This is a genomic window from Kosakonia sp. HypNH10 (genome assembly GCF_029850615.1).
Classification (GTDB): domain Bacteria; phylum Pseudomonadota; class Gammaproteobacteria; order Enterobacterales; family Enterobacteriaceae; genus Kosakonia; species Kosakonia cowanii.
In genome coordinates, this window is sequence record NZ_JAOTIU010000003.1 from 320377 (window position 1) to 338522 (window position 18146).

Here is an 18146-nt window from a genome sequence, read left to right on the forward strand (position 1 = left end):
GATTGTCGAAAAGTGAAAAACTGCGCCTAGTATACACATAACCAATGTTACGCGCGGCAAAAAAGGCGCTGCGCGCGCTTACTGCGCCTTAAAAGCGTGCAGGCGATTGGTAGCTTTGGTCAGCCCCTCTTTCAGCCACACTTCGGTACAACGCGCCGCTTCGTCTACCGCATCGTCGATCAGCGTCTGCTCTGACACCGGCGGTTTACCCAGCACAAAACCGACAACTTTGTTTTTATCGCCCGGATGGCCAATTCCGATGCGTAAGCGGTGAAAATTGGGGTTATTGCCCAGTTTGCTGATGATATCTTTCAGGCCATTATGCCCGCCGTGGCCGCCGCCGAGCTTAAACTTTGCCACTCCTGGCGGCAGATCGAGCTCATCGTGCGCCACGAGGATCTCGTCGGGGTTGATACGGTAAAAAGTGGCCATCGCCGCGACCGCTTTACCGCTCAGGTTCATAAATGTCGTGGGTACCAGCAGGCGCACATCTTCGCCCGCCAGCTGAATGCGCGAGGTAAAACCAAAGAACTTCGGCTCATCGCGTAACGGCGCGCGGGCGCGCTCCGCCAGTAAATCCACATACCATGCGCCAGCGTTATGGCGTGTCGCGGCATACTCCGCGCCGGGGTTTGCCAGCCCGACAATCAGTTTAATCGTCACTTTCTTTTCCTGACCAGGTCAATGTCCGGCGCGTAGTTTACGTCGAGCGGCGCGCGATGACAAAATTCTCACATCTGATGATGCGTTAAGGGAAAGTAATTACTCAGATCAATCATTCGAATTTCAACTAGTTCATGGGGTTATGTGTAAATTTATGTTAGGCGGATATGTGTAATTGTGATCCTGCCCGCAACCGTTAAAAAGGTCGCTGTCTATACTTTGCACACAAGGATTGGGGATATCCCATCCAACCCACTGTTCGGAGGTGACACATGAAACGTAGAAACGCGTCGTTACTCGGCAATGCGCTCATGGGGTTGGGGTTAATTGTGATGGTTGTCGGCGTCGGTTATTCGGTTCTCAACCAGTTACCGCAGCTTAACCTGCCACAAATTTTCGCCCACGGCGCGGTGCTCAGTATCTTCCTTGGCGCGGTGCTCTGGCTGGCTGGCGCGCGCGTCAGCGGTCATGAAGAGGTGTGCGACAAATACTGGTGGGTGCGTCACTATGACAAACGCTGCCGTCGCGACAGGCAAAACCACGGCTAACCAGTACTGATTTCGATAACGGCTCCTGCGGGAGCCGTTTTTTTTTGGTTTTTTGCTTGACCCTGACGTAACGTGAGGCACGAAAGTGGCGTCTGTGGAGCACGAAAGGAGCAGTTATGTTAATTCAGGTAGGTGAGCTGGCGCGGCGCGCGGGCATTAGCGTTCGCACCCTTCATCATTATGAGCACATTGGCCTGCTGCTGCCTTCTGCCCGAAGCGCCGCCGGTTACCGGCTCTATAACCTCGCTGATGTGAAGCGCCTGCAGATGATTCAGGCGCTGGCGAAATCGGGGATGGAACTGGCGGCAATTGGCGACTACCTGGCGCGGGAAACGCGTCCGCTGGCTGAACTGTTAAATGACCAGATTACCCGGCTCGACAGGCAGGTGCGCGATATCGTGACCCTGCGCGATCGCCTTGTCGATCTCCGGGATGGTCTTGCCCGCGGCGCGGAGCCCGACCTCGAGTCATGGCTACAGACACTGGAGTTGATGAAAATGTACGATCGTTGGTTTACGCCGCAAGAGTTAGACGAGTTACCGTTTGCCGCCCGGGATGAAGCGCGTGACCGCGTCTGGGCGACGCTGGTTAGCGAAGCGCAAATACTGATGGACAATAACGTGGCAGCGGATGATGCGCAGGCGATGGATCTGGCGACCCGCTGGATGACGCGTCTTGAGCAGGATACGGCCAACAAGCCGCAGTTTTTAACGCGGCTTAATGAGATGCACAGCGCCGAACCGCAGATGCGTGAGCAGACCGGCATTACCCCTGCGATGACCGGGTACATCACCCGCAGTTTTGCCGAGAGCAAGCTGGCTATCTGGCAGCGCTACTTAACGCCGCAGGAGATAGCCTTCACCCGCGCGCACTACTTCGACCGCATGATGGAGTGGCCTGCGCTGGTGGCAAAACTGCACGATGCCAGCCGCCGCGAGCTTGATCCACACAGCGATGAGGCGCAGGCGCTGGCGGAAAACTGGCTGGAGCTATTTCAGTCTTATGCCGGGCGCGATCCGCAGACGCAGCAGAAGTTTCGCACGGCGATGGAGCAGGAGCCGCACCTGATGAAGGGGACGTGGATGACGCCCGCGGTGCTGCAGTGGCTCCAGCGGGCAATTGAAGTGATGATGCGCGCCCGTTACGGCGCGCCGGGATCAGAGATCGGCTAACGCCGCGTCGCGGTTCGGGAAGAAGGCCAGCCTGCCGGGGATCGGTTGAATACCGGCGCGGGCAAAGGTGCGCAGCGGCTGAAACTCCAGGTTGCTGACGCGAAGCTCCACGCCCTCCGGCAGGCGGCTGACGAAACGGCGGAAAGCATCAAGCCCGCCAGCGTCAAGCACCGGAACCGCGTCCCACTTCAGCACCACAATGCGTTTTCCGGCGATGCGCGTCTCCAGATCGCTGAACAGCCCCTCTGCCGCTGCGAAAAAGAGCGGGCCGATCACTCTCAGCACCAGCACATCATCCGGCACGCTGACATTCACCGCCGCAAGACGCGTCATGCGCGCGATGCGGCGCATAAACAGCAGCGAGGCGAGGACGATCCCGACGCTGATGGCAATCACCATATCGAACAGCACCGTCAGCGACATGCAGATCAGCATTACCACAATGTCATCGGCCGGCGCGCGGCGCAGCAGATCGACCACTTTATGCGCTTCGCTCATATTCCACGCCACCATCAGCAGCAGCGCCGCCATTGCCGAGAGCGGCAGCCAGGAGAGCAGGGGTGCCAGCACCAGCAGCGCCATAATCACCAGCAGGGAGTGGATCACCGCCGAAATGGGCGACGTGGCACCGGCGCGTACGTTTGCCGCCGAGCGGGCAATCGCCGCAGTAGCTGTAATACCGCCAAAGAAGGGCGCGACAATATTGCCCAGCCCCTGACCAATCAGTTCACTGTTGGCTTTATGCTTGGTGCCGGTCATGCCGTCGAGCACTACCGCGCAGAGCAGAGACTCAATCGCGCCAAGCATCGCCATGGAAAACGCCGCGGGCAACAGAGCGCGCAGGGAGTCCCAGCTTAAGGTAAAGGTTGAGCCAGGCAGATCCCATGGCAGCACCAGTTGCGGCAGCAGCTGCGGGATGCCGTTGCCCTGGCTGCCGTCAGCCAGCAGATAGTGAAACTGCGACCCGATGGTGGCGACATGGCCGCCGAGCAGGTTGACCACTCCCATCACCGCACAACCGGCCAGCAGCGCCGGCAGATGCCCCGGCACGCGCAAACGCAGGCGCGGCCAGAGGATCAGCGTGCCGAGCGTCACCACGCCGATGGCGGCATCGCCCGGGTTAATGGTCGGCAGCGCCATCACCAGTGCGCCCACTTTTTGCAGGTAATGCTCTGGGACGTGCGCCATTTGCAGGCCAAGGAAATCTTTGATCTGCATGGTGCCGATGGTAATGCCGATCCCGGAGGTAAACCCGAGGGTTACGGAGAGCGGGATGTATTCAATCAGGCGTCCAAAACGCGCCAGACCGAAAAGGATCAGGAAGACCCCGGACATCAGCGTCGCCACCAGCAGGCCGCCGAGGCCAAACTGTTGCGAAACCGGGTAGAGGATCACTACAAAGGCAGCCGTCGGGCCGGAGACGCTGTAGCGCGACCCGCCGCTCAGGGCAATCACGATGCCTGCGACGGCGGCGGTGTATAAACCGTATTGCGGCGCAACGCCGCTGCCAATCGCCAGCGCCATCGCCAGCGGAATGGCGATAATGCCCACTGTGACCCCGGCGATCAGATCGCGGGTAAAGCGGGCGGCGGTATATTTTTCTTTCCAGCAGGCATCAATCAGCGCGCGGAAAGGCATGATATGAGGAGAAAGTAACGTTTTCACAGGAGTCACTCTTTTGCGAAGCGTAGTCTAACTAATTAATAAATCATACAAATAAAAAAGAGGGTTAAAAAAACCCGCCGGAGCGGGTTTGATATGCAGCATCGATTAATGTTCGAACATCGCAGAGATCGACTCTTCATTGCTGATACGACGGATAGCTTCGGCCAGCATGCCAGAGAGCGTCAGCGTACGTACGTTCGGCAGCGCTTTGATCTCTTCGCTCAGCGGAATGGTGTCGCAGACCACCACTTCGTCAATCACGGAGTTGCGCAGGTTATTCACCGCATTACCGGAGAAAATCGGGTGCGTGGCGTAAGCGAAGACGCGTTTCGCGCCGCGCTCTTTCAGGGCTTCTGCTGCTTTGCACAGCGTACCGCCGGTGTCGATCATATCGTCAACCAGCACGCAGTCGCGGTTCGCCACGTCACCGATGATGTGCATCACCTGCGAAACGTTGGCGCGCGGGCGGCGCTTATCGATGATCGCCATGTCGGTATCGTTCAGCAGTTTGGCAATCGCACGTGCGCGAACCACGCCGCCGATATCCGGCGAAACCACAATCGGGTTATCGAGGTTCAGTTGCAGCATATCTTCGAGCAGGATTGGGCTACCGAACACGTTATCAACCGGTACATCAAAGAAGCCCTGAATCTGTTCAGCATGCAGGTCTACGGTGAGGACGCGGTCAACGCCAACGCTTGAGAGGAAATCGGCAACCACTTTTGCGGTAATCGGTACGCGAGCGGAGCGGACGCGGCGATCCTGACGGGCGTAACCAAAGTAGGGGATAACTGCGGTGATACGGCCTGCGGAAGCACGGCGCAGGGCATCGACCATCACAACCAATTCCATCAGGTTGTCGTTAGTAGGAGCACAAGTGGACTGGATGATGAAAATATCACCACCGCGTACGTTTTCGTTGATTTGTACGCTGACTTCGCCGTCGCTAAAGCGACCTACGGCGGCGTCGCCGAGAGAAGTGTACAGGCGGTTGGCAATACGTTGTGCTAGTTCCGGGGTGGCGTTACCAGCAAAAAGCTTCATATCAGGCACGAGAAGAACCTCAGGCATGCGTCCAGTGGTGGATAGGATACGCCAAAATGTGCGGTCAGGGCGAAAAACTATCCATGCGGTGTATTAAAGAGCGCGATGCAACGTCTGGAACAAGTGACGTTGTCACCGTGACTCAGCTTGCCCGGCGATGGTTTGTGCTAGCGGCGAGAGGTTAACGCCTCGCGCGACAAAACCGTTCAGCCATTCCGGGGCTTGCTCAAGCACCTGACGAGCGGAGGATTCGGTGTCAAATTCGGCAAAGACACAGGCTCCTGTGCCAGTCAGGCGCGACGGCGCGTATTCTAACAGCCAGGAAAGCGCCGCATCAACCTCACGAAAACGTTTTCTTGCGATAACCTCGCAATCGTTGCCGAATTCACAATTCAGTAACGTATTGATTGACCTGACGGGCGTATTGCGCGGGAGTTCGGGATCGCCAAAGATAAGCGGCGTCGGAATGCTGACGCCAGGGTGGGCGACCAGGTACCATTTTTCCGGCGGATCGACCGGCGTAAGCAGCTCGCCGACCCCTTCGGCAAACGCCGCATGGCCGCGCACAAACACCGGCACATCGGCACCAAGCGTTAAACCCAGTTGCGCCAGTTCATCGACGCTCAGCCCGCACTGCCAGAGATGGTTAAGCGCCACCAGCACCGTCGCCGCATTCGACGAGCCGCCGCCAAGCCCGCCGCCCATCGGCAGACGTTTTTCAATGGCGATATCCGCGCCGCAGCCTGCGGCCAGGCGCTCGGTCGCGGCGGCGCGCTTCATCAGCAAACGTGCCGCGCGCACGATCAGGTTCTCCTCATCGGGCACGCCCTCGACCGGCGTCAGCAGGCAGATTTTGCCGTCCCGGCGCGGTTCAATGGTCAACGTGTCGCCATAATCGAGAAACTGAAACAGCGTTTGCAGCGTGTGGTAACCATCCTCACGCTGGCCGGTGATGTATAAAAAGAGGTTAAGTTTTGCCGGAGCAGGCCAGGTCATCATTTAACGATCCAGTTATCCATCTTTAACTTGATGCGCTGCTTGCCGTCGCTCAGCTCCATATTGGAAGGCAGGGCCGGCTGGGTTTTGCTGTCATAACCGCCATACACCACTTTCCAGCTCTTACCGTCCTGGCTGTAGTTGACCTGGCTCAGGCGATACTGGTCGTCGAGTTTGTAATCGGTGGCGTCGCCCGGCAGGCCGAGGATCCACTGGCGCAGGCTGTTAAGCGGAATCGGCATGCCGGTCAGCTTGCCAATCATCTCTTCCGCGTCGTCAGCGGTGTAGTGCTTACCTTTGTTATCCACCAGCTCAACGTTGCCCGGCTGCGCCTTCAGCTCAAGCTCGGTGCTACCCAGCGGATTGGTGAGCAGTAAACGGTAGCGATCCTGGCCGGTTTGCTGCCAGAAGAAGCGGGCATAGACTTTTTGCTCATCCGAGAGATAAGCAAACGCGCCGCGCGTCTGATACTGGTGTAAATCGCGCACCTGCTGCTGATGCTGACGCCACTGCGGCGCATCGGGGCTTTTTCCCGGCCCTTTTGGCGCGGTCAGGGTACAGGCGGTGAGCACGAGGCTTGCCAGCGGTAGCAGGCGAATGAGGCGGAAATCCGACAGAATCATAACGATGACAAATCCTTGTAACAGTTTACAGACAGAAGCTTAATGCTAGCGCCGCACAGAAAGAGCGTCTACGTTCACGTTGTCTTAAATCATAAAAAGACCAATTACTCCGAAAGGATAGTCTCCCTTTTATTGACTCCGCTCATCCTGTATGATGCGTGCAGTCTAACCTTATCAACGTTGGTACTATTCCCGCGCCCATGACCCTTTTAGCACTCGGCATCAACCACAAAACAGCACCTGTTGCGTTGCGAGAACGTATTGCGTTTTCGCCGGAAACGCTTGACCAGGCGCTGGAAAGCCTGTTGGCGCAGCCGATGGTGCAGGGGGGCGTGGTGCTCTCAACCTGTAACCGCACCGAGCTCTATCTGAGCGTCGAAGAGCGGGAGAACTTACAGGAAGCGCTGGTGCGCTGGCTCTGCGACTATCACCATTTACGTGAAGATGAGGTTCGCCAGAGCCTCTACTGGCACGAAGATAACGACGCCGTCAGCCATTTAATGCGCGTTGCGAGCGGGCTCGATTCGCTGGTGCTCGGCGAGCCGCAGATCCTCGGCCAGGTGAAAAAAGCCTATGCCGACTCCCACCGCGGACACGGGAATGCCAGCGAGCTGGAACGCATGTTCCAGAAATCCTTCTCTGTCGCCAAGCGCGTACGCACGGAAACCGACATCGGTGCCAGCGCCGTTTCGGTCGCTTTTGCTGCCTGTACCCTCGCGCGGCAGATCTTTGAATCCCTTTCGACGGTTACCGTGCTGCTGGTCGGCGCGGGCGAAACCATTGAACTGGTGGCGCGCCATCTGCGCGAGCACAAAGTGCAGAATATGATCATCGCCAACCGCACCCGCGAGCGTGCGGAGCTGCTGGCGAATGAGGTCGGGGCGGAGGTGATCGGCCTGAGCGAAATTGATGAGCGCCTGAAAGATGCCGATATCGTCATCAGTTCGACCGCCAGCCCGCTGCCGATTATCGGTAAAGGGATGGTCGAGCGGGCGATGAAGGCGCGTCGCAATAAGCCGATGCTGCTGGTGGATATCGCCGTTCCGCGCGACGTCGAGCCGGAAGTGGGTGAAATTGCCAACGCCTATCTCTATAGCGTCGACGATCTGCAAAGCATCATTCAGCACAACCTGGCGCAGCGCAAAGCCGCGGCGGTGCAGGCGGAAACTATCGTCGCCCAGGAGACCAGCGAGTTTATGGCCTGGCTGCGCGCGCAAAGCGCCAGCGAGACGATTCGCGACTATCGCAGCCAGTCAGAACAGGTTCGCGATGAGCTGACGGCAAAAGCGCTCGCTGCGCTGGAGCAGGGCGGCGATCCGCAGACCATTATGCAGGACCTGGCGTGGAAGCTGACCAACCGCTTGATCCACGCCCCAACCAAATCTCTTCAGCAGGCCGCCCGTGACGGGGATGACGATCGCCTGCATATTCTGCGCAACAGCCTCGGGCTGGATTAGCACACCACACTCCTGATAATTACTAAAAGGTGCCTTTACGCCTATGAAGCCTTCTATCGTTGCCAAACTGGAAGCCCTGCATGAACGCCATGAAGAAGTTCAGGCGCTGCTGGGCGACGCGCAAACCATCGCCGATCAGGATCGCTTTCGCGCCCTGTCGCGCGAATATGCGCAGCTGAGCGACGTTTCCCGCTGTTTTACCGACTGGCGACAGACGCAGGACGATATCGAGACTGCGCAGATGATGCTCGACGACCCCGAAATGCGCGAAATGGCGCAGGAGGAGTTACGCGACGCGAAAGAGAAAAGCGAGCAGCTTGAGCAGCATTTACAGGTGCTGCTGCTGCCGCAAGATCCCGATGATGAGCGCAACGCGTTTGTCGAAGTCCGCGCCGGGACCGGCGGGGATGAAGCCGCGCTGTTTGCCGGCGATCTGTTCCGCATGTACAGCCGTTATGCCGAGGCCCGCCGCTGGCGCGTTGAGATCATGAGCGCCAACGAAGGCGAACATGGCGGCTATAAAGAGGTGATTGCCAAAATCAGCGGCGACGGCGTCTATGGTCGTCTGAAGTTTGAATCGGGCGGACACCGCGTGCAGCGCGTCCCGGCAACCGAATCGCAGGGGCGTATTCATACCTCCGCCTGTACCGTTGCGGTGATGCCGGAGCTGCCGGAAGCGGAGCTGCCGGATATCAACCCGGCGGATCTGCGTATTGATACTTTCCGCTCTTCAGGCGCGGGCGGCCAGCACGTTAACACCACCGATTCGGCGATCCGTATTACCCACTTGCCGACCGGGATTGTGGTCGAGTGCCAGGATGAGCGTTCGCAGCATAAAAACAAAGCCAAAGCGCTTTCGGTGCTCGGCGCGCGCATTCGCGCAGCTGAAGTGGCGAAACGCCAGCAGACGGAGGCTTCCACGCGCCGTAACCTGCTCGGCAGCGGCGATCGCAGCGACCGCAACCGCACCTACAACTTCCCGCAGGGTCGTGTGACCGACCACCGCATCAACCTGACGCTCTACCGTCTGGATGAAGTGATGGAAGGCAAGCTTGATGCGCTGATCGAGCCGATCGTGCAGGAGTACCAGGCCGACCAGCTGGCGGCGCTCTCCGAGCAGGATTAATGGAGTATCAACAGTGGTTGCGCGAGGCAATCAGCCAGCTGCAGGCGAGTGAAAGCCCGCGGCGCGATGCCGAGATCCTGCTCGGCTTTGTCACCAGCAAAGCGCGCACCTTTATTCTCGCCTTCGGTGAAACGCCTCTTACAGACGAGCAGCAGGAGCAGCTTGCTGGGTTACTGGCCCGGCGTGTGCGCGGCGAGCCGGTTGCGCATCTGATTGGCGAGCGCGAGTTCTGGTCGCTGCCGCTGTTTGTCTCGCCCGCGACGCTGATCCCGCGCCCCGATACCGAGTGTCTGGTTGAGCAGGCGCTCGCCCGGCTTCCCGCCGCGCCGTGCCGTATCCTCGACTTGGGTACCGGCACCGGCGCGATTGCGCTGGCACTGGCCAGCGAGCGGCCAGATTGCCAGCTGACCGCCGTCGATCTTATCCCGGAAGCGGTCGCGCTGGCGCAGCGTAATGCTGAGCACCTCGGTATCCGCAACATCGAGATTGTGCAGAGCCGCTGGTTTAGCGCCCTTGAGGGGCAAACCTTTTCGCTTATCGTCAGCAACCCGCCCTATATTGATGCGCAGGATCCCCATCTGGCGCAGGGCGATGTGCGCTTTGAACCGCTCAGCGCGCTGGTGGCGGCGGATAACGGCCTTGCGGATCTGCATACATTGATTAAAGACGCTCCGCGCTACTTACTGCCGCAGGGCTGGCTGTTGCTGGAGCATGGCTGGCAGCAGGGGGCGGCGGTGCGCGAGATTTTTGCCCGCTACGGCTGGCAGCAGGTGGAAACCTGCCGGGATTATGGTGATAACGAACGCCTGACGCTGGGACGGCGGCCGTAACGGGAGCAACAGGGAATGTGCCTCTTTAACATCCTGATTACGTTACATTTGACGTCGGTGGCGCTGACCATTAGCCTGTTCACCCTGCGTTACTGGTGGCGCTGGAGCAACAATCCGCGCTTTCAGGCGCGTTGGGTGCGGGTGTTACCGCATATTGTCGATAGCGTTTTGCTGCTCAGCGGCGTGGGGTTGATAGCCCTGACCGGCTATTTGCCTTTTACTGTTAAAGGCGCATGGCTGACTGAAAAGCTGTTTGGCGTTATCATCTATATCGTTTTGGGTTTTATTGCGCTCGGTCGACATCGTCCGCGCGGCCAGCAGGCAGGTTTTATCGCCTTTATGCTGGGGCTGGTGGTGCTGTACATCATCATTAAACTCGCCGCCACAAAAGTACCGATACTGGGGTAAGACATGAGGTCGTTAGCTGATTTCGAATTTAACAAAGCGCCATTATGCGACGGGATGATCCTTGTTTCCGAGCTGATACGCGATGATTTTCCTTCACAATACGTACAAGACGAACTGGAGCATCTGCTCGCGCTTGCCCGTGAAGAGATCAGTCAGGCAAAGCCTCAGGAGCATCAACTGGAGGAACTCCTCGCGCTGTTCTACGGCGAATGGGGCTTCAAAGATACCCGCGGCGTCTACCGTCTCTCCGATGCGCTGTGGCTGGATAAAGTGTTGCAGAACCGCCAGGGCAGCGCTGTGTCGCTGGGGGCGATTCTGCTGTGGGTCGCCGGGCGGCTCAATATTCCGCTGACCCCGGTTATCTTCCCGACGCAGCTGATTCTGCGCGGAGAGTGGCTGGATGGCGAAATGTGGCTGATTAACCCGTTTAATGGCGACACGCTGGACGAACATACGCTCGAAGTTTGGCTGAAGGGCAATATCAGCCCGGTGGCCGAGCTGTTTAACGAAGACCTTGATGAGGCAGACAACGCTGAAGTGATCCGCAAACTGCTGGATACCCTGAAGTCGGCGTTGATGGAAGAGCAGCAGATGGAGCTGGCCCTGCGCGCCAGCGAAGCGTTACTGCAGTTCAATCCGGAAGATCCGTATGAGATCCGCGATCGCGGGCTGATTTATGCGCAGCTGGACTGCGACCACGTGGCGCTGCATGACTTAAGCTATTTTGTCGAGCAGTGCCCGGAAGATCCGATCAGCGAAATGATCCGCGCGCAGATCAACACGATTTCCCATAAACAGATTACCCTGCATTAAGCATTCACACTCGATAAGGCGATTTTATGAAACAAAAAGTGGTCAGCATTGGCGACATCAACGTGGCGAACGACCTGCCGTTCGTGCTGTTCGGCGGCATGAACGTGCTGGAATCCCGCGATTTAGCCATGCGCATTTGTGAGCACTACGTCACCGTGACCCAGAAGCTGGGCATCCCGTACGTGTTCAAAGCCTCTTTCGATAAAGCCAACCGCTCTTCTATCAAGTCCTACCGCGGGCCGGGTCTGGAAGAGGGGATGAAGATTTTCCAGGAGCTGAAGCAGACCTTCGGCGTCAAACTGATCACCGACGTGCACGAAGCGAGCCAGGCCCAGCCGGTCTCCGAAGTGGTGGATGTGATCCAGCTTCCGGCCTTCCTTGCCCGCCAGACCGATCTGGTGGAAGCGATGGCGAAAACCGGCGCGGTGATTAACGTCAAAAAACCGCAGTTCGTAAGCCCGGGCCAGATGGGCAATATCGTCGACAAATTTATCGAGGGCGGTAACGACAAAGTTATCCTCTGCGATCGCGGCGCGAACTTCGGTTATGACAACCTGGTGGTCGACATGCTCGGCTTCAGCGTGATGAAAAAAGTCTCCAACAACTCGCCGGTGATCTTTGACGTCACCCACGCGCTGCAGTGCCGCGACCCGTTTGGCGCCGCTTCCGGCGGCCGTCGTGGTCAGGTAGCCGAGCTGGCGCGTGCGGGCATGGCAACCGGTCTTGCCGGTCTGTTTATTGAAGCGCACCCGGACCCGGATAACGCCAAGTGCGATGGCCCGTCGGCGCTGCCGCTGGCGAAGCTGGAGCCGTTCCTGCAGCAGATCAAAGCAATTGACGATCTGGTGAAGAACTTCGAAGAGCTCAACACCGAAGCGTAAAAGAAAAACCCCGCGAAAGCGGGGTTTTTTGTATCCGAATAACTCAGGCGAAGATGGTCATCAGGTAGGCGGCAAACAGCGCCAGATGCGCCGCGCCGTTAAGCACATTGGTACGCCCGGTCGAGAAGGAGATCTGGCACAGCATCAGTGACGCCACCATCACAATCATCTCCGGCGCATCGAGGCCGAACACCAGCTTATTATCGGTGAGCCAGGCAATCAGCGTCACCACCGGTACGGTCAGTGAGATGGTCGCCAGCACCGAACCGAAGAAGAGATTCATCGCGCGCTGCACCTGATTGTTCAGCACCGCTTTTAACGCCCCAAGTCCTTCCGGCGAGAGGATCAGCAGCGCGACGAGGAAGCCGGTAAAGGCCACCGGGGCGTTCACTTCCGTCAGCAGCGCTTCCAGCGGCTGCGCGTTCATCTTCGTCACCGCAATCACCGCAATCAGATGCACAATCAGCCACGCGGTGTGCCAGAAATTGCCGTGCGCCGACGGCTTACCGTGGTGCGGGTCGTCGCCGTCATCTTCATGCTCATAGACAAACAGGCTCTGATGGGTTTTGGTCTGGATCAGCAGAAACACGCCATACATCGCCGCCGAGATGAGCGCCACCAGCAACGCCTGGCCGGTGGTGAAGTTCGCTTCCGGCAGCGCCATCGGGAAGACCAGCACGATAATCGCCAGCGGAAAGAGGGCGATCAAATATTGCTTGATGCCAAACAGATTGACGTACTGCGTGGCAAATTTACGCCCGCCCAGCAGCAGTGAGAAACCCACCAGCCCGCCGGTGACAATCATAATGATGGAGTAGAGCGTATCGCGCATCAGTGTTGGCGCGGCATCGCCGGTCGCCATCAGCGCGGAGATCAGGCTCACTTCGAGGATAACGACGGAGAGGCTCAGAATTAACGAGCCGAAAGGTTCGCCCAGACGGTGGGCAAGAACGTCAGCGTGGCGAACCACGCTAAAGGCGCTGGCTAAAATCCCGATCAGCGCCAGCACATTGATACCGACTATCGCCGGCAGCGACTGCGAGCTTCCCCAGAAGAGCAGCACGGCCAGCGCCAGCACCGGGAAAATGAGCGTGGTCTCCTTGTGGCGGGTTTTAACCGCCTCGTGGGTTGTTGTCATTATGATTCTCCTCAGAGGGCAGGTGTTGTTGAAGTATAGATAAAGAACGAAAGGTGATTAAAATAGCAAAAAAGTCGCATTTACATGGTAATTTTTACCTGTTTTTACGGTGGTGAATTTTTTTCTACTTTAAACCATCAAAAGCACCTGTTTTCTTAAAATAATGAAATATAAACATAACGATAGTAAAGTTAAAAAGTCATTTATCCTCCATGCCTGGCGCTGAGGCGGGTTGTCGACCAGACTTAACCTTTTAGCCCAAGAAGGAGCAGAAAAGTGCCATATAAAGCAAAATCCGAGCTGCCCGATAGCGTGCAACACGTGCTTCCAGCCCATGCGCAGGAGATCTATAAAGAGGCCTTTAACAGCGCCTGGGATCAATACAAAGATAAAGATGACCGCCGCGGCGATGCCAGCCGGGAAGAGACGGCGCACCGCGTCGCCTGGGCGGCGGTCAAAAATGAATATGAAAAGGGAGATGACGACAAGTGGCATAAGAAGAAATAGCGCGTAGCAGCGCCACCTTCGCCATTTATAGCTTTATTCGATGGATTGATGCTGTTGCATGCGGCGCGTGAATTGCATATCGTCATATGGCGCTGCGTTGAAACGACGGCGTATGTCGGGAAGGCAGCAGTAAAGCAGTCGCAAGGACGCAGGCAGTGGCGGAGGTAGAAGATGTTAACGCGTGATTTCTTGCGAACGGCCGATTGCAAAACGGCGTTTGGCGACATAGAAGAGTCGTTGTTGTGGTCGGCCGAGCAGCGGGCGTCCTCGCTGGCGGCGACGCTGGCCTGTCGGCCGGATGATGGTCCGGTGTGGATTTTTGGCTACGGCTCGCTGATGTGGAACCCGGCAATGGAGTTCGATGAATCCTGCCCGGGAACGCTGGTCGGCTGGCATCGCGCCTTCTGTTTGCGCCTCACTGCCGGACGCGGTACTGCGTGCCAGCCAGGGCGCATGCTTGCACTGAAAGAGGGCGGGCGCACCACCGGCGTGGCTTACCGGCTGTCCGAAGAGAGTCTGCACGACGATCTCGCGCTGCTGTGGAAACGGGAGATGATCACCGGTTGCTATCTGCCGAGCTGGTGCAAACTTTCGCTCGACGATGGCCGCGAGGTCAATGCGCTGGTATTTATTATGGATCCGCGCCACCCGCTCTATGAGTCAGATACCCGCGCGCAAACCATCGCGCCATTAATTGCCGCCGCCAGCGGCCCGCTTGGCACCAATGCCCAGTATCTCTTCTCCCTTGAGCAGGAGCTGATTAAGCTCGGCATGCACGATGACTGCCTGAATGAACTGGTGGGAAGAGTGCGTATGCTGCTGGAGGGGGACAAACCAGGCCCGGAAATGGTGCCTGGTTTTGCCTGCTAAGAATGGTGTTTACGCCGCAACATAGCTGATCGAGTGCTCCAGCGACTGGCTGTGGCTGTCGATCAGCACGCTCCAGATGCCGCTATAAGGCACCGAAAGATAGGCGCTGGCGCGGTCCTGCACACTCAGAATATCTGCCTGCGCATTCGGCCTGCGGCTCTTCTCACACATCAGATGGATATGGCAATTTTCAGAACAGCGAACCACCACCGTATCCCCGCCAAACAGTTTTAAACTTGCTTTTACTACCGCCATTTTTTTAACCCCGTCATTTGAATAACGCCATCCCTGCGTGATGTTGTTCACAAAACACTCCGTGCATCACACCAAACGACCGTTAGCCAGATGCTGACTTTGATCAACAAATGACGTAAGGATTAAACAAAAATAACAATCTGCGGCGAGGGGGGAGATCCGGCGCGAGAAACCGAGGTCTTCACGCGCCGGTAAAAGATTAAATGCGGAAATGTCCGGCGGTGTCGGCAAGTTCACCCGCCTGGGCGCGCAGCGCCCCGGCAGCGGCGGTTGATTCGACCACCAGTTCGGCGTTCTGCTGCACCATGCGATCCAGATTAATCACCGCATGATTGATCTCCTGAATGCCTTTCATCTGCTCGCTGGTGGCGACGGTGATCTCGCGCATGATCACCGATACGCTGTCGATGCTGGTGACAATATCGGTCATGCTGTCGCCCGCCAGCCGCACATAGCGCGAGCCGGTGGCGACGCTGTCGGTGGTGGAGTCAATCAGCGTTTTAATCTCCTTCGCCGCCTGTGCGCTGCGGCTGGCGAGATTGCGCACTTCGCCTGCCACTACCGCAAAGCCGCGACCCTGTTCACCGGCGCGCGCTGCTTCCACCGAGGCGTTAAGCGCGAGGATATTGGTCTGGAAAGCGATGGCATCAATAACGCTGGTGATATCGCCAATCTTTGCCGAGGCAACTTCAATCGACTGCATGGTGTTGATCGCCTGCGTCACCACCTGGCCGCCGCGTGAAGCGGCTTCTGATGCGACGTGCGCCTGGGTATTGGCCTGCGCGGCGGCATCGGTGGATTGCGCGACCGATGCCGTGATCTGCTCTACGGCGCTGGCGGTTTCACGCAGGCTGGAGGCCGCCTGCTCTGTGCGCCCGGAGAGATCCTGGTTCCCGGCGGCAATCTCCTGCGCCGCCAGCTGCACCGAGTGGGTGGAGTCGCGCAGTTTCACCATCACCACCGCCAGCTTATCGCTGAAGGCGTTAAAGGCGTGGGCGATCTGCGCCACTTCATCGTTACCGCTCTCCGGCAGGCGCTGGGAGAGGTCGTTGGTGCCGCTGCTGATGGCGTTCATCGCATCGCGGATCACCACCAGGCGTTTAAGCAGTGCTGCGACCATCCACTGCATCAATGCCCCGGCAATAATCACCAGTACAATCAGCGACACGGCGGAGGCCTTTAACTGCGCGCGCAGACCGGCGGTAGCGTCATCCCCATCGAGGGCGACCACCAGCAGCCAGTCGGTTCCTTTTACCCGGCTGGCTAACAGCGACTTCTCATCACCGGCATACTCGCCAGAGACGGTTTTTCCGCTACTGAGATCGGCAAAGGAGACACCGTGAATGGCGTCAGAGAAGGGTTTCATCGTCAGCTTTTCGTCGGCGGCGGCAATCACTGAGCCATCGCTGGCAAGCAGCATACCGCTGCTGTGCGGTGTCGGGCTGATGCCGCGCACGTTAGCCACTACGCTGGTCATCGAGACATCCCCGGCGACCACGCCCTTCAGCGTGCCGTTCTCTTTTACCGGCACGGCAAAGGTCACCACCAGTTGACCGGTGCTGGCATCAACATAGGGGGCGGTAACCACCGGGGCATCGGCTTTCACTGCCTGCTGATACCACGGACGAATGGTCGGATCGTAATCCGCCGGGACACCGCCGGGATCGGAGAACTTCGCGGTTTTGCTGGCGTAGCCAACGTAGACGTTGATGAAACCCCCGGCGCGGGCAATTTGGGCAAATACCGGCACCGGATCGTCCGTTAACGCCACGCTTTGCAGGGAGGCGATCATCGCTGTTTTGCTGGCGACCCAGTCGGCAATGGCAATGCCATGGCTGTCGCGGGTGCTGGAGAGAATATCCTGCTGGGTTTGCTGGTTGTGCTGGCGCGTAACCTGGTAGTTGATGATGGTGTTAAGCAGCAAGGCGACAGTAAGACAACCTGCCGTCGCCGCCATAATCCGGGCCTTGATCGATGTGAACATTTTTATTGTACCTGCTGTGTTTGTCTTAAGTGGCTATCGGCAACACAGCAGGCAAACTTGATGACACAAAGCCATCCATAAGAAAATTGTATTAAACTCGCCGTTCCATTAGAAAGTTAATACTTTGTCTGCCGCCAGCGTCCACTGCGCCAGCTCGACAAGGGTACCGATCTCCACGCCTTCGACCAGCGGCAGGGCGCTGACGCCGCGGCCGTCGGCGCAGGTTTTGCAAAGTTTCACCGGTACGCCCTGGGCGGTAAGGATCTCCAGCATCTGCTGAATGTTGTAGCCCTCGGCAGGCTTCTGGCCGCGCAGCCCGGCGGTTACCGCATCGGACATTAAAAACAGCTTCAGCTCGACAGGCTCTTCCTGCTCGCGCAGCGCGATTGCCAGCCGCAAGCTGTTAAACAGCGATTCACTTCCGTAGGCCGCACCATTGGCGATGATCACAACGTTTTGCATTGTCACTCCTTCGATTAACCGTAGCGAAAAGGGCTATGCTACTGCGCCGCGCGGGCGGCGCAAAGGTAAAATCACTGCCCGAAGCGGCCAATCAGCCCGGCGGCGGCAAGCGTGTTGCCTTTAAGCTTGCTGAACAGCTCCTCGCGGGTCAGCCCCTCCTCTAAGGTCGGTGGCAGCGAGGTGGCAATAAGAGTAAAGGTGTAGTGATGCGCGCCGCTGCCCGGCGGTGGGCAGGGGCCATGCCAGCGGAAATTGCCGGGCGTGTTTTTCCCGCCGGTAAAACCTTTGCCGTCGCGCAGATCGTTTTGCGCAAAGCCCGCGCTGGAGGGCGCGATGTTATAAGCCACCAGATGCGTCACGCCCAGCCCGCGCGCGCCTTCAGGATCATGCACAATCAGCGCAAAACTCTGCGTGTTGGTCGGCGCGTTATTCCATACCAGCGCTGGCGAGAGGTTTTCGCCTGTGCAGTTGGGGTTATTGCTGGCGTTACCGGCGAATTTTTTCTCCATCATTGCGTTATCGGCAAAGGCCGGGGATTGCAGTGCGAAAAGGGGAGTGGCGCTGGCCTGCGCCCCGCAGAGCAGCATCCAGCCGCACAGCAGAGTTATTTTTGTTTTCATGACGCGTCTCTCGTGACAAGGATGCATTAACTGTAGCCGTAGCGAGGCGCGTCGATTAGGGATTTTCCTGATATATCGCCAGCG

The 18146-nt window shown here is 58.0% G+C and carries 20 protein-coding genes; 10 read left to right on the forward strand and 10 right to left on the reverse strand.

What is annotated here, in order from left to right:
* Window positions 1–78 precede the first annotated feature (78 nt).
* Window positions 79–663 carry an aminoacyl-tRNA hydrolase gene (gene pth, locus N7V53_RS10910; protein WP_023478596.1) on the reverse strand — a complete coding sequence of 195 codons (585 nt, stop codon included), beginning with the start codon at window positions 661–663 and terminating at the stop codon, window positions 79–81.
* 272 nt (window positions 664–935) lie between these two features.
* Between pth and ychH the strand changes: the two genes are divergently transcribed.
* Window positions 936–1211, forward strand: a complete 276-nt coding sequence (gene ychH / locus N7V53_RS10915) for a stress-induced protein YchH (protein ID WP_023478593.1) — start codon at window positions 936–938, stop codon at window positions 1209–1211.
* A 116-nt stretch (window positions 1212–1327) separates the two neighbouring features.
* Complete coding sequence (locus tag N7V53_RS10920) at window positions 1328–2383, forward strand: MerR family transcriptional regulator (protein WP_279793394.1); 1056 nt, start codon at window positions 1328–1330, stop codon at window positions 2381–2383.
* Here the strand turns inward: N7V53_RS10920 and dauA are convergent.
* The 4 genes from dauA to lolB form a co-directional block, all read right to left on the reverse strand.
* Window positions 2369–4021, reverse strand: a complete 1653-nt coding sequence (gene dauA, locus N7V53_RS10925; RefSeq protein ID WP_034812198.1) for a C4-dicarboxylic acid transporter DauA — start codon at window positions 4019–4021, stop codon at window positions 2369–2371. The two genes, N7V53_RS10920 and dauA, sit on opposite strands and share 15 nt — an antisense overlap.
* 132 nt (window positions 4022–4153) lie before the next feature.
* The gene (gene prs / locus N7V53_RS10930) at window positions 4154–5101 is read right to left on the reverse strand and encodes a ribose-phosphate diphosphokinase (RefSeq protein ID WP_007371855.1); all 948 of its coding nucleotides are present in this window, start codon (window positions 5099–5101) and stop codon (window positions 4154–4156) included.
* A 123-nt stretch (window positions 5102–5224) separates the two neighbouring features.
* Window positions 5225–6091 carry a 4-(cytidine 5'-diphospho)-2-C-methyl-D-erythritol kinase gene (gene ispE / locus N7V53_RS10935; RefSeq protein WP_270221013.1) on the reverse strand — a complete coding sequence of 289 codons (867 nt, stop codon included), beginning with the start codon at window positions 6089–6091 and terminating at the stop codon, window positions 5225–5227.
* Complete coding sequence (gene lolB / locus N7V53_RS10940; protein ID WP_023478783.1) at window positions 6088–6711, reverse strand: lipoprotein insertase outer membrane protein LolB; 624 nt, start codon at window positions 6709–6711, stop codon at window positions 6088–6090. Before lolB ends, ispE begins: the two co-directional genes overlap by 4 nt.
* Window positions 6712–6911: 200 nt before the next feature.
* Between lolB and hemA the strand changes: the two genes are divergently transcribed.
* The 6 genes from hemA to kdsA are packed head-to-tail and all read left to right on the forward strand — an operon-like array spanning window position 6912 to window position 12226.
* Complete coding sequence (gene hemA / locus N7V53_RS10945; protein ID WP_023478633.1) at window positions 6912–8168, forward strand: glutamyl-tRNA reductase; 1257 nt, start codon at window positions 6912–6914, stop codon at window positions 8166–8168.
* A 43-nt stretch (window positions 8169–8211) separates the two neighbouring features.
* Complete coding sequence (gene prfA / locus N7V53_RS10950; RefSeq protein WP_023478594.1) at window positions 8212–9294, forward strand: peptide chain release factor 1; 1083 nt, start codon at window positions 8212–8214, stop codon at window positions 9292–9294.
* Window positions 9294–10124, forward strand: a complete 831-nt coding sequence (prmC, locus tag N7V53_RS10955) for a peptide chain release factor N(5)-glutamine methyltransferase (RefSeq protein WP_023478731.1) — start codon at window positions 9294–9296, stop codon at window positions 10122–10124. Before prfA ends, prmC begins: the two co-directional genes overlap by 1 nt.
* Before the next feature lie 15 nt (window positions 10125–10139).
* Window positions 10140–10532, forward strand: coding sequence for an invasion regulator SirB2 (gene sirB2, locus N7V53_RS10960; protein ID WP_023478628.1), 393 nt, complete (start codon window positions 10140–10142; stop codon window positions 10530–10532).
* Between the two features lie 3 nt (window positions 10533–10535).
* A complete protein-coding gene (gene sirB1 / locus N7V53_RS10965; protein ID WP_023478892.1) occupies window positions 10536–11345 on the forward strand; it encodes an invasion regulator SirB1 in 810 nt (269 codons plus the stop codon).
* A 26-nt stretch (window positions 11346–11371) separates the two neighbouring features.
* On the forward strand, window positions 11372–12226 hold the full coding sequence (gene kdsA, locus N7V53_RS10970; RefSeq protein ID WP_023478739.1) for a 3-deoxy-8-phosphooctulonate synthase: 855 nt from the start codon (window positions 11372–11374) through the stop codon (window positions 12224–12226).
* A gap of 43 nt (window positions 12227–12269) precedes the next feature.
* Here the strand turns inward: kdsA and chaA are convergent, their stop codons facing one another.
* On the reverse strand, window positions 12270–13364 hold the full coding sequence (gene chaA, locus N7V53_RS10975; protein WP_279793395.1) for a sodium-potassium/proton antiporter ChaA: 1095 nt from the start codon (window positions 13362–13364) through the stop codon (window positions 12270–12272).
* Window positions 13365–13640: 276 nt separating this feature from the next.
* Here chaA and chaB point away from each other — a divergent pair, with 276 nt between their 5' ends.
* Both chaB and N7V53_RS10985 read left to right on the forward strand, forming a co-directional pair.
* Window positions 13641–13871, forward strand: coding sequence for a putative cation transport regulator ChaB (gene chaB / locus N7V53_RS10980; protein ID WP_023478915.1), 231 nt, complete (start codon window positions 13641–13643; stop codon window positions 13869–13871).
* 171 nt (window positions 13872–14042) lie between these two features.
* Complete coding sequence (locus tag N7V53_RS10985) at window positions 14043–14741, forward strand: gamma-glutamylcyclotransferase (RefSeq protein ID WP_279793396.1); 699 nt, start codon at window positions 14043–14045, stop codon at window positions 14739–14741.
* 9 nt (window positions 14742–14750) lie between these two features.
* Here N7V53_RS10985 and N7V53_RS10990 read toward each other — a convergent pair whose 3' ends face one another.
* The 4 genes from N7V53_RS10990 to N7V53_RS11005 form a co-directional block, all read right to left on the reverse strand.
* Window positions 14751–14996, reverse strand: coding sequence for a DUF1883 domain-containing protein (locus N7V53_RS10990; protein ID WP_279793397.1), 246 nt, complete (start codon window positions 14994–14996; stop codon window positions 14751–14753).
* A 199-nt stretch (window positions 14997–15195) separates the two neighbouring features.
* The gene (locus tag N7V53_RS10995) at window positions 15196–16980 is read right to left on the reverse strand and encodes a methyl-accepting chemotaxis protein (protein ID WP_279793398.1); all 1785 of its coding nucleotides are present in this window, start codon (window positions 16978–16980) and stop codon (window positions 15196–15198) included.
* Window positions 16981–17088: 108 nt separating this feature from the next.
* Window positions 17089–17442, reverse strand: a complete 354-nt coding sequence (locus N7V53_RS11000) for a DsrE/DsrF/TusD sulfur relay family protein (protein ID WP_124968185.1) — start codon at window positions 17440–17442, stop codon at window positions 17089–17091.
* 71 nt (window positions 17443–17513) lie between these two features.
* On the reverse strand, window positions 17514–18029 hold the full coding sequence (locus N7V53_RS11005; RefSeq protein WP_241175046.1) for a YbhB/YbcL family Raf kinase inhibitor-like protein: 516 nt from the start codon (window positions 18027–18029) through the stop codon (window positions 17514–17516).
* Window positions 18030–18146 lie beyond the last annotated feature (117 nt).

Bases quoted from the DNA above. Each gene is read 5' to 3' on its own strand.
- ychH (WP_023478593.1), top strand. From the start codon at position 936: ATGAAACGTAGAAACGCGTCGTTACTCGGCAATGCGCTCATGGGGTTG.
- N7V53_RS10920 (WP_279793394.1), top strand. From the start codon at position 1,328: ATGTTAATTCAGGTAGGTGAGCTGGCGCGGCGCGCGGGCATTAGCGTT.
- dauA (WP_034812198.1), bottom strand. From the start codon at position 4,021: ATGCCTTTCCGCGCGCTGATTGATGCCTGCTGGAAAGAAAAATATACC.
- ispE (WP_270221013.1), bottom strand. From the start codon at position 6,091: ATGATGACCTGGCCTGCTCCGGCAAAACTTAACCTCTTTTTATACATC.
- lolB (WP_023478783.1), bottom strand. From the start codon at position 6,711: ATGATTCTGTCGGATTTCCGCCTCATTCGCCTGCTACCGCTGGCAAGC.
- hemA (WP_023478633.1), top strand. From the start codon at position 6,912: ATGACCCTTTTAGCACTCGGCATCAACCACAAAACAGCACCTGTTGCG.
- prfA (WP_023478594.1), top strand. From the start codon at position 8,212: ATGAAGCCTTCTATCGTTGCCAAACTGGAAGCCCTGCATGAACGCCAT.
- prmC (WP_023478731.1), top strand. From the start codon at position 9,294: ATGGAGTATCAACAGTGGTTGCGCGAGGCAATCAGCCAGCTGCAGGCG.
- sirB2 (WP_023478628.1), top strand. From the start codon at position 10,140: ATGTGCCTCTTTAACATCCTGATTACGTTACATTTGACGTCGGTGGCG.
- sirB1 (WP_023478892.1), top strand. From the start codon at position 10,536: ATGAGGTCGTTAGCTGATTTCGAATTTAACAAAGCGCCATTATGCGAC.
- kdsA (WP_023478739.1), top strand. From the start codon at position 11,372: ATGAAACAAAAAGTGGTCAGCATTGGCGACATCAACGTGGCGAACGAC.
- chaA (WP_279793395.1), bottom strand. From the start codon at position 13,364: ATGACAACAACCCACGAGGCGGTTAAAACCCGCCACAAGGAGACCACG.
- N7V53_RS10985 (WP_279793396.1), top strand. From the start codon at position 14,043: ATGTTAACGCGTGATTTCTTGCGAACGGCCGATTGCAAAACGGCGTTT.
- N7V53_RS10990 (WP_279793397.1), bottom strand. From the start codon at position 14,996: ATGGCGGTAGTAAAAGCAAGTTTAAAACTGTTTGGCGGGGATACGGTG.
- N7V53_RS10995 (WP_279793398.1), bottom strand. From the start codon at position 16,980: ATGTTCACATCGATCAAGGCCCGGATTATGGCGGCGACGGCAGGTTGT.
- N7V53_RS11000 (WP_124968185.1), bottom strand. From the start codon at position 17,442: ATGCAAAACGTTGTGATCATCGCCAATGGTGCGGCCTACGGAAGTGAA.
- N7V53_RS11005 (WP_241175046.1), bottom strand. From the start codon at position 18,029: ATGCTGCTCTGCGGGGCGCAGGCCAGCGCCACTCCCCTTTTCGCACTG.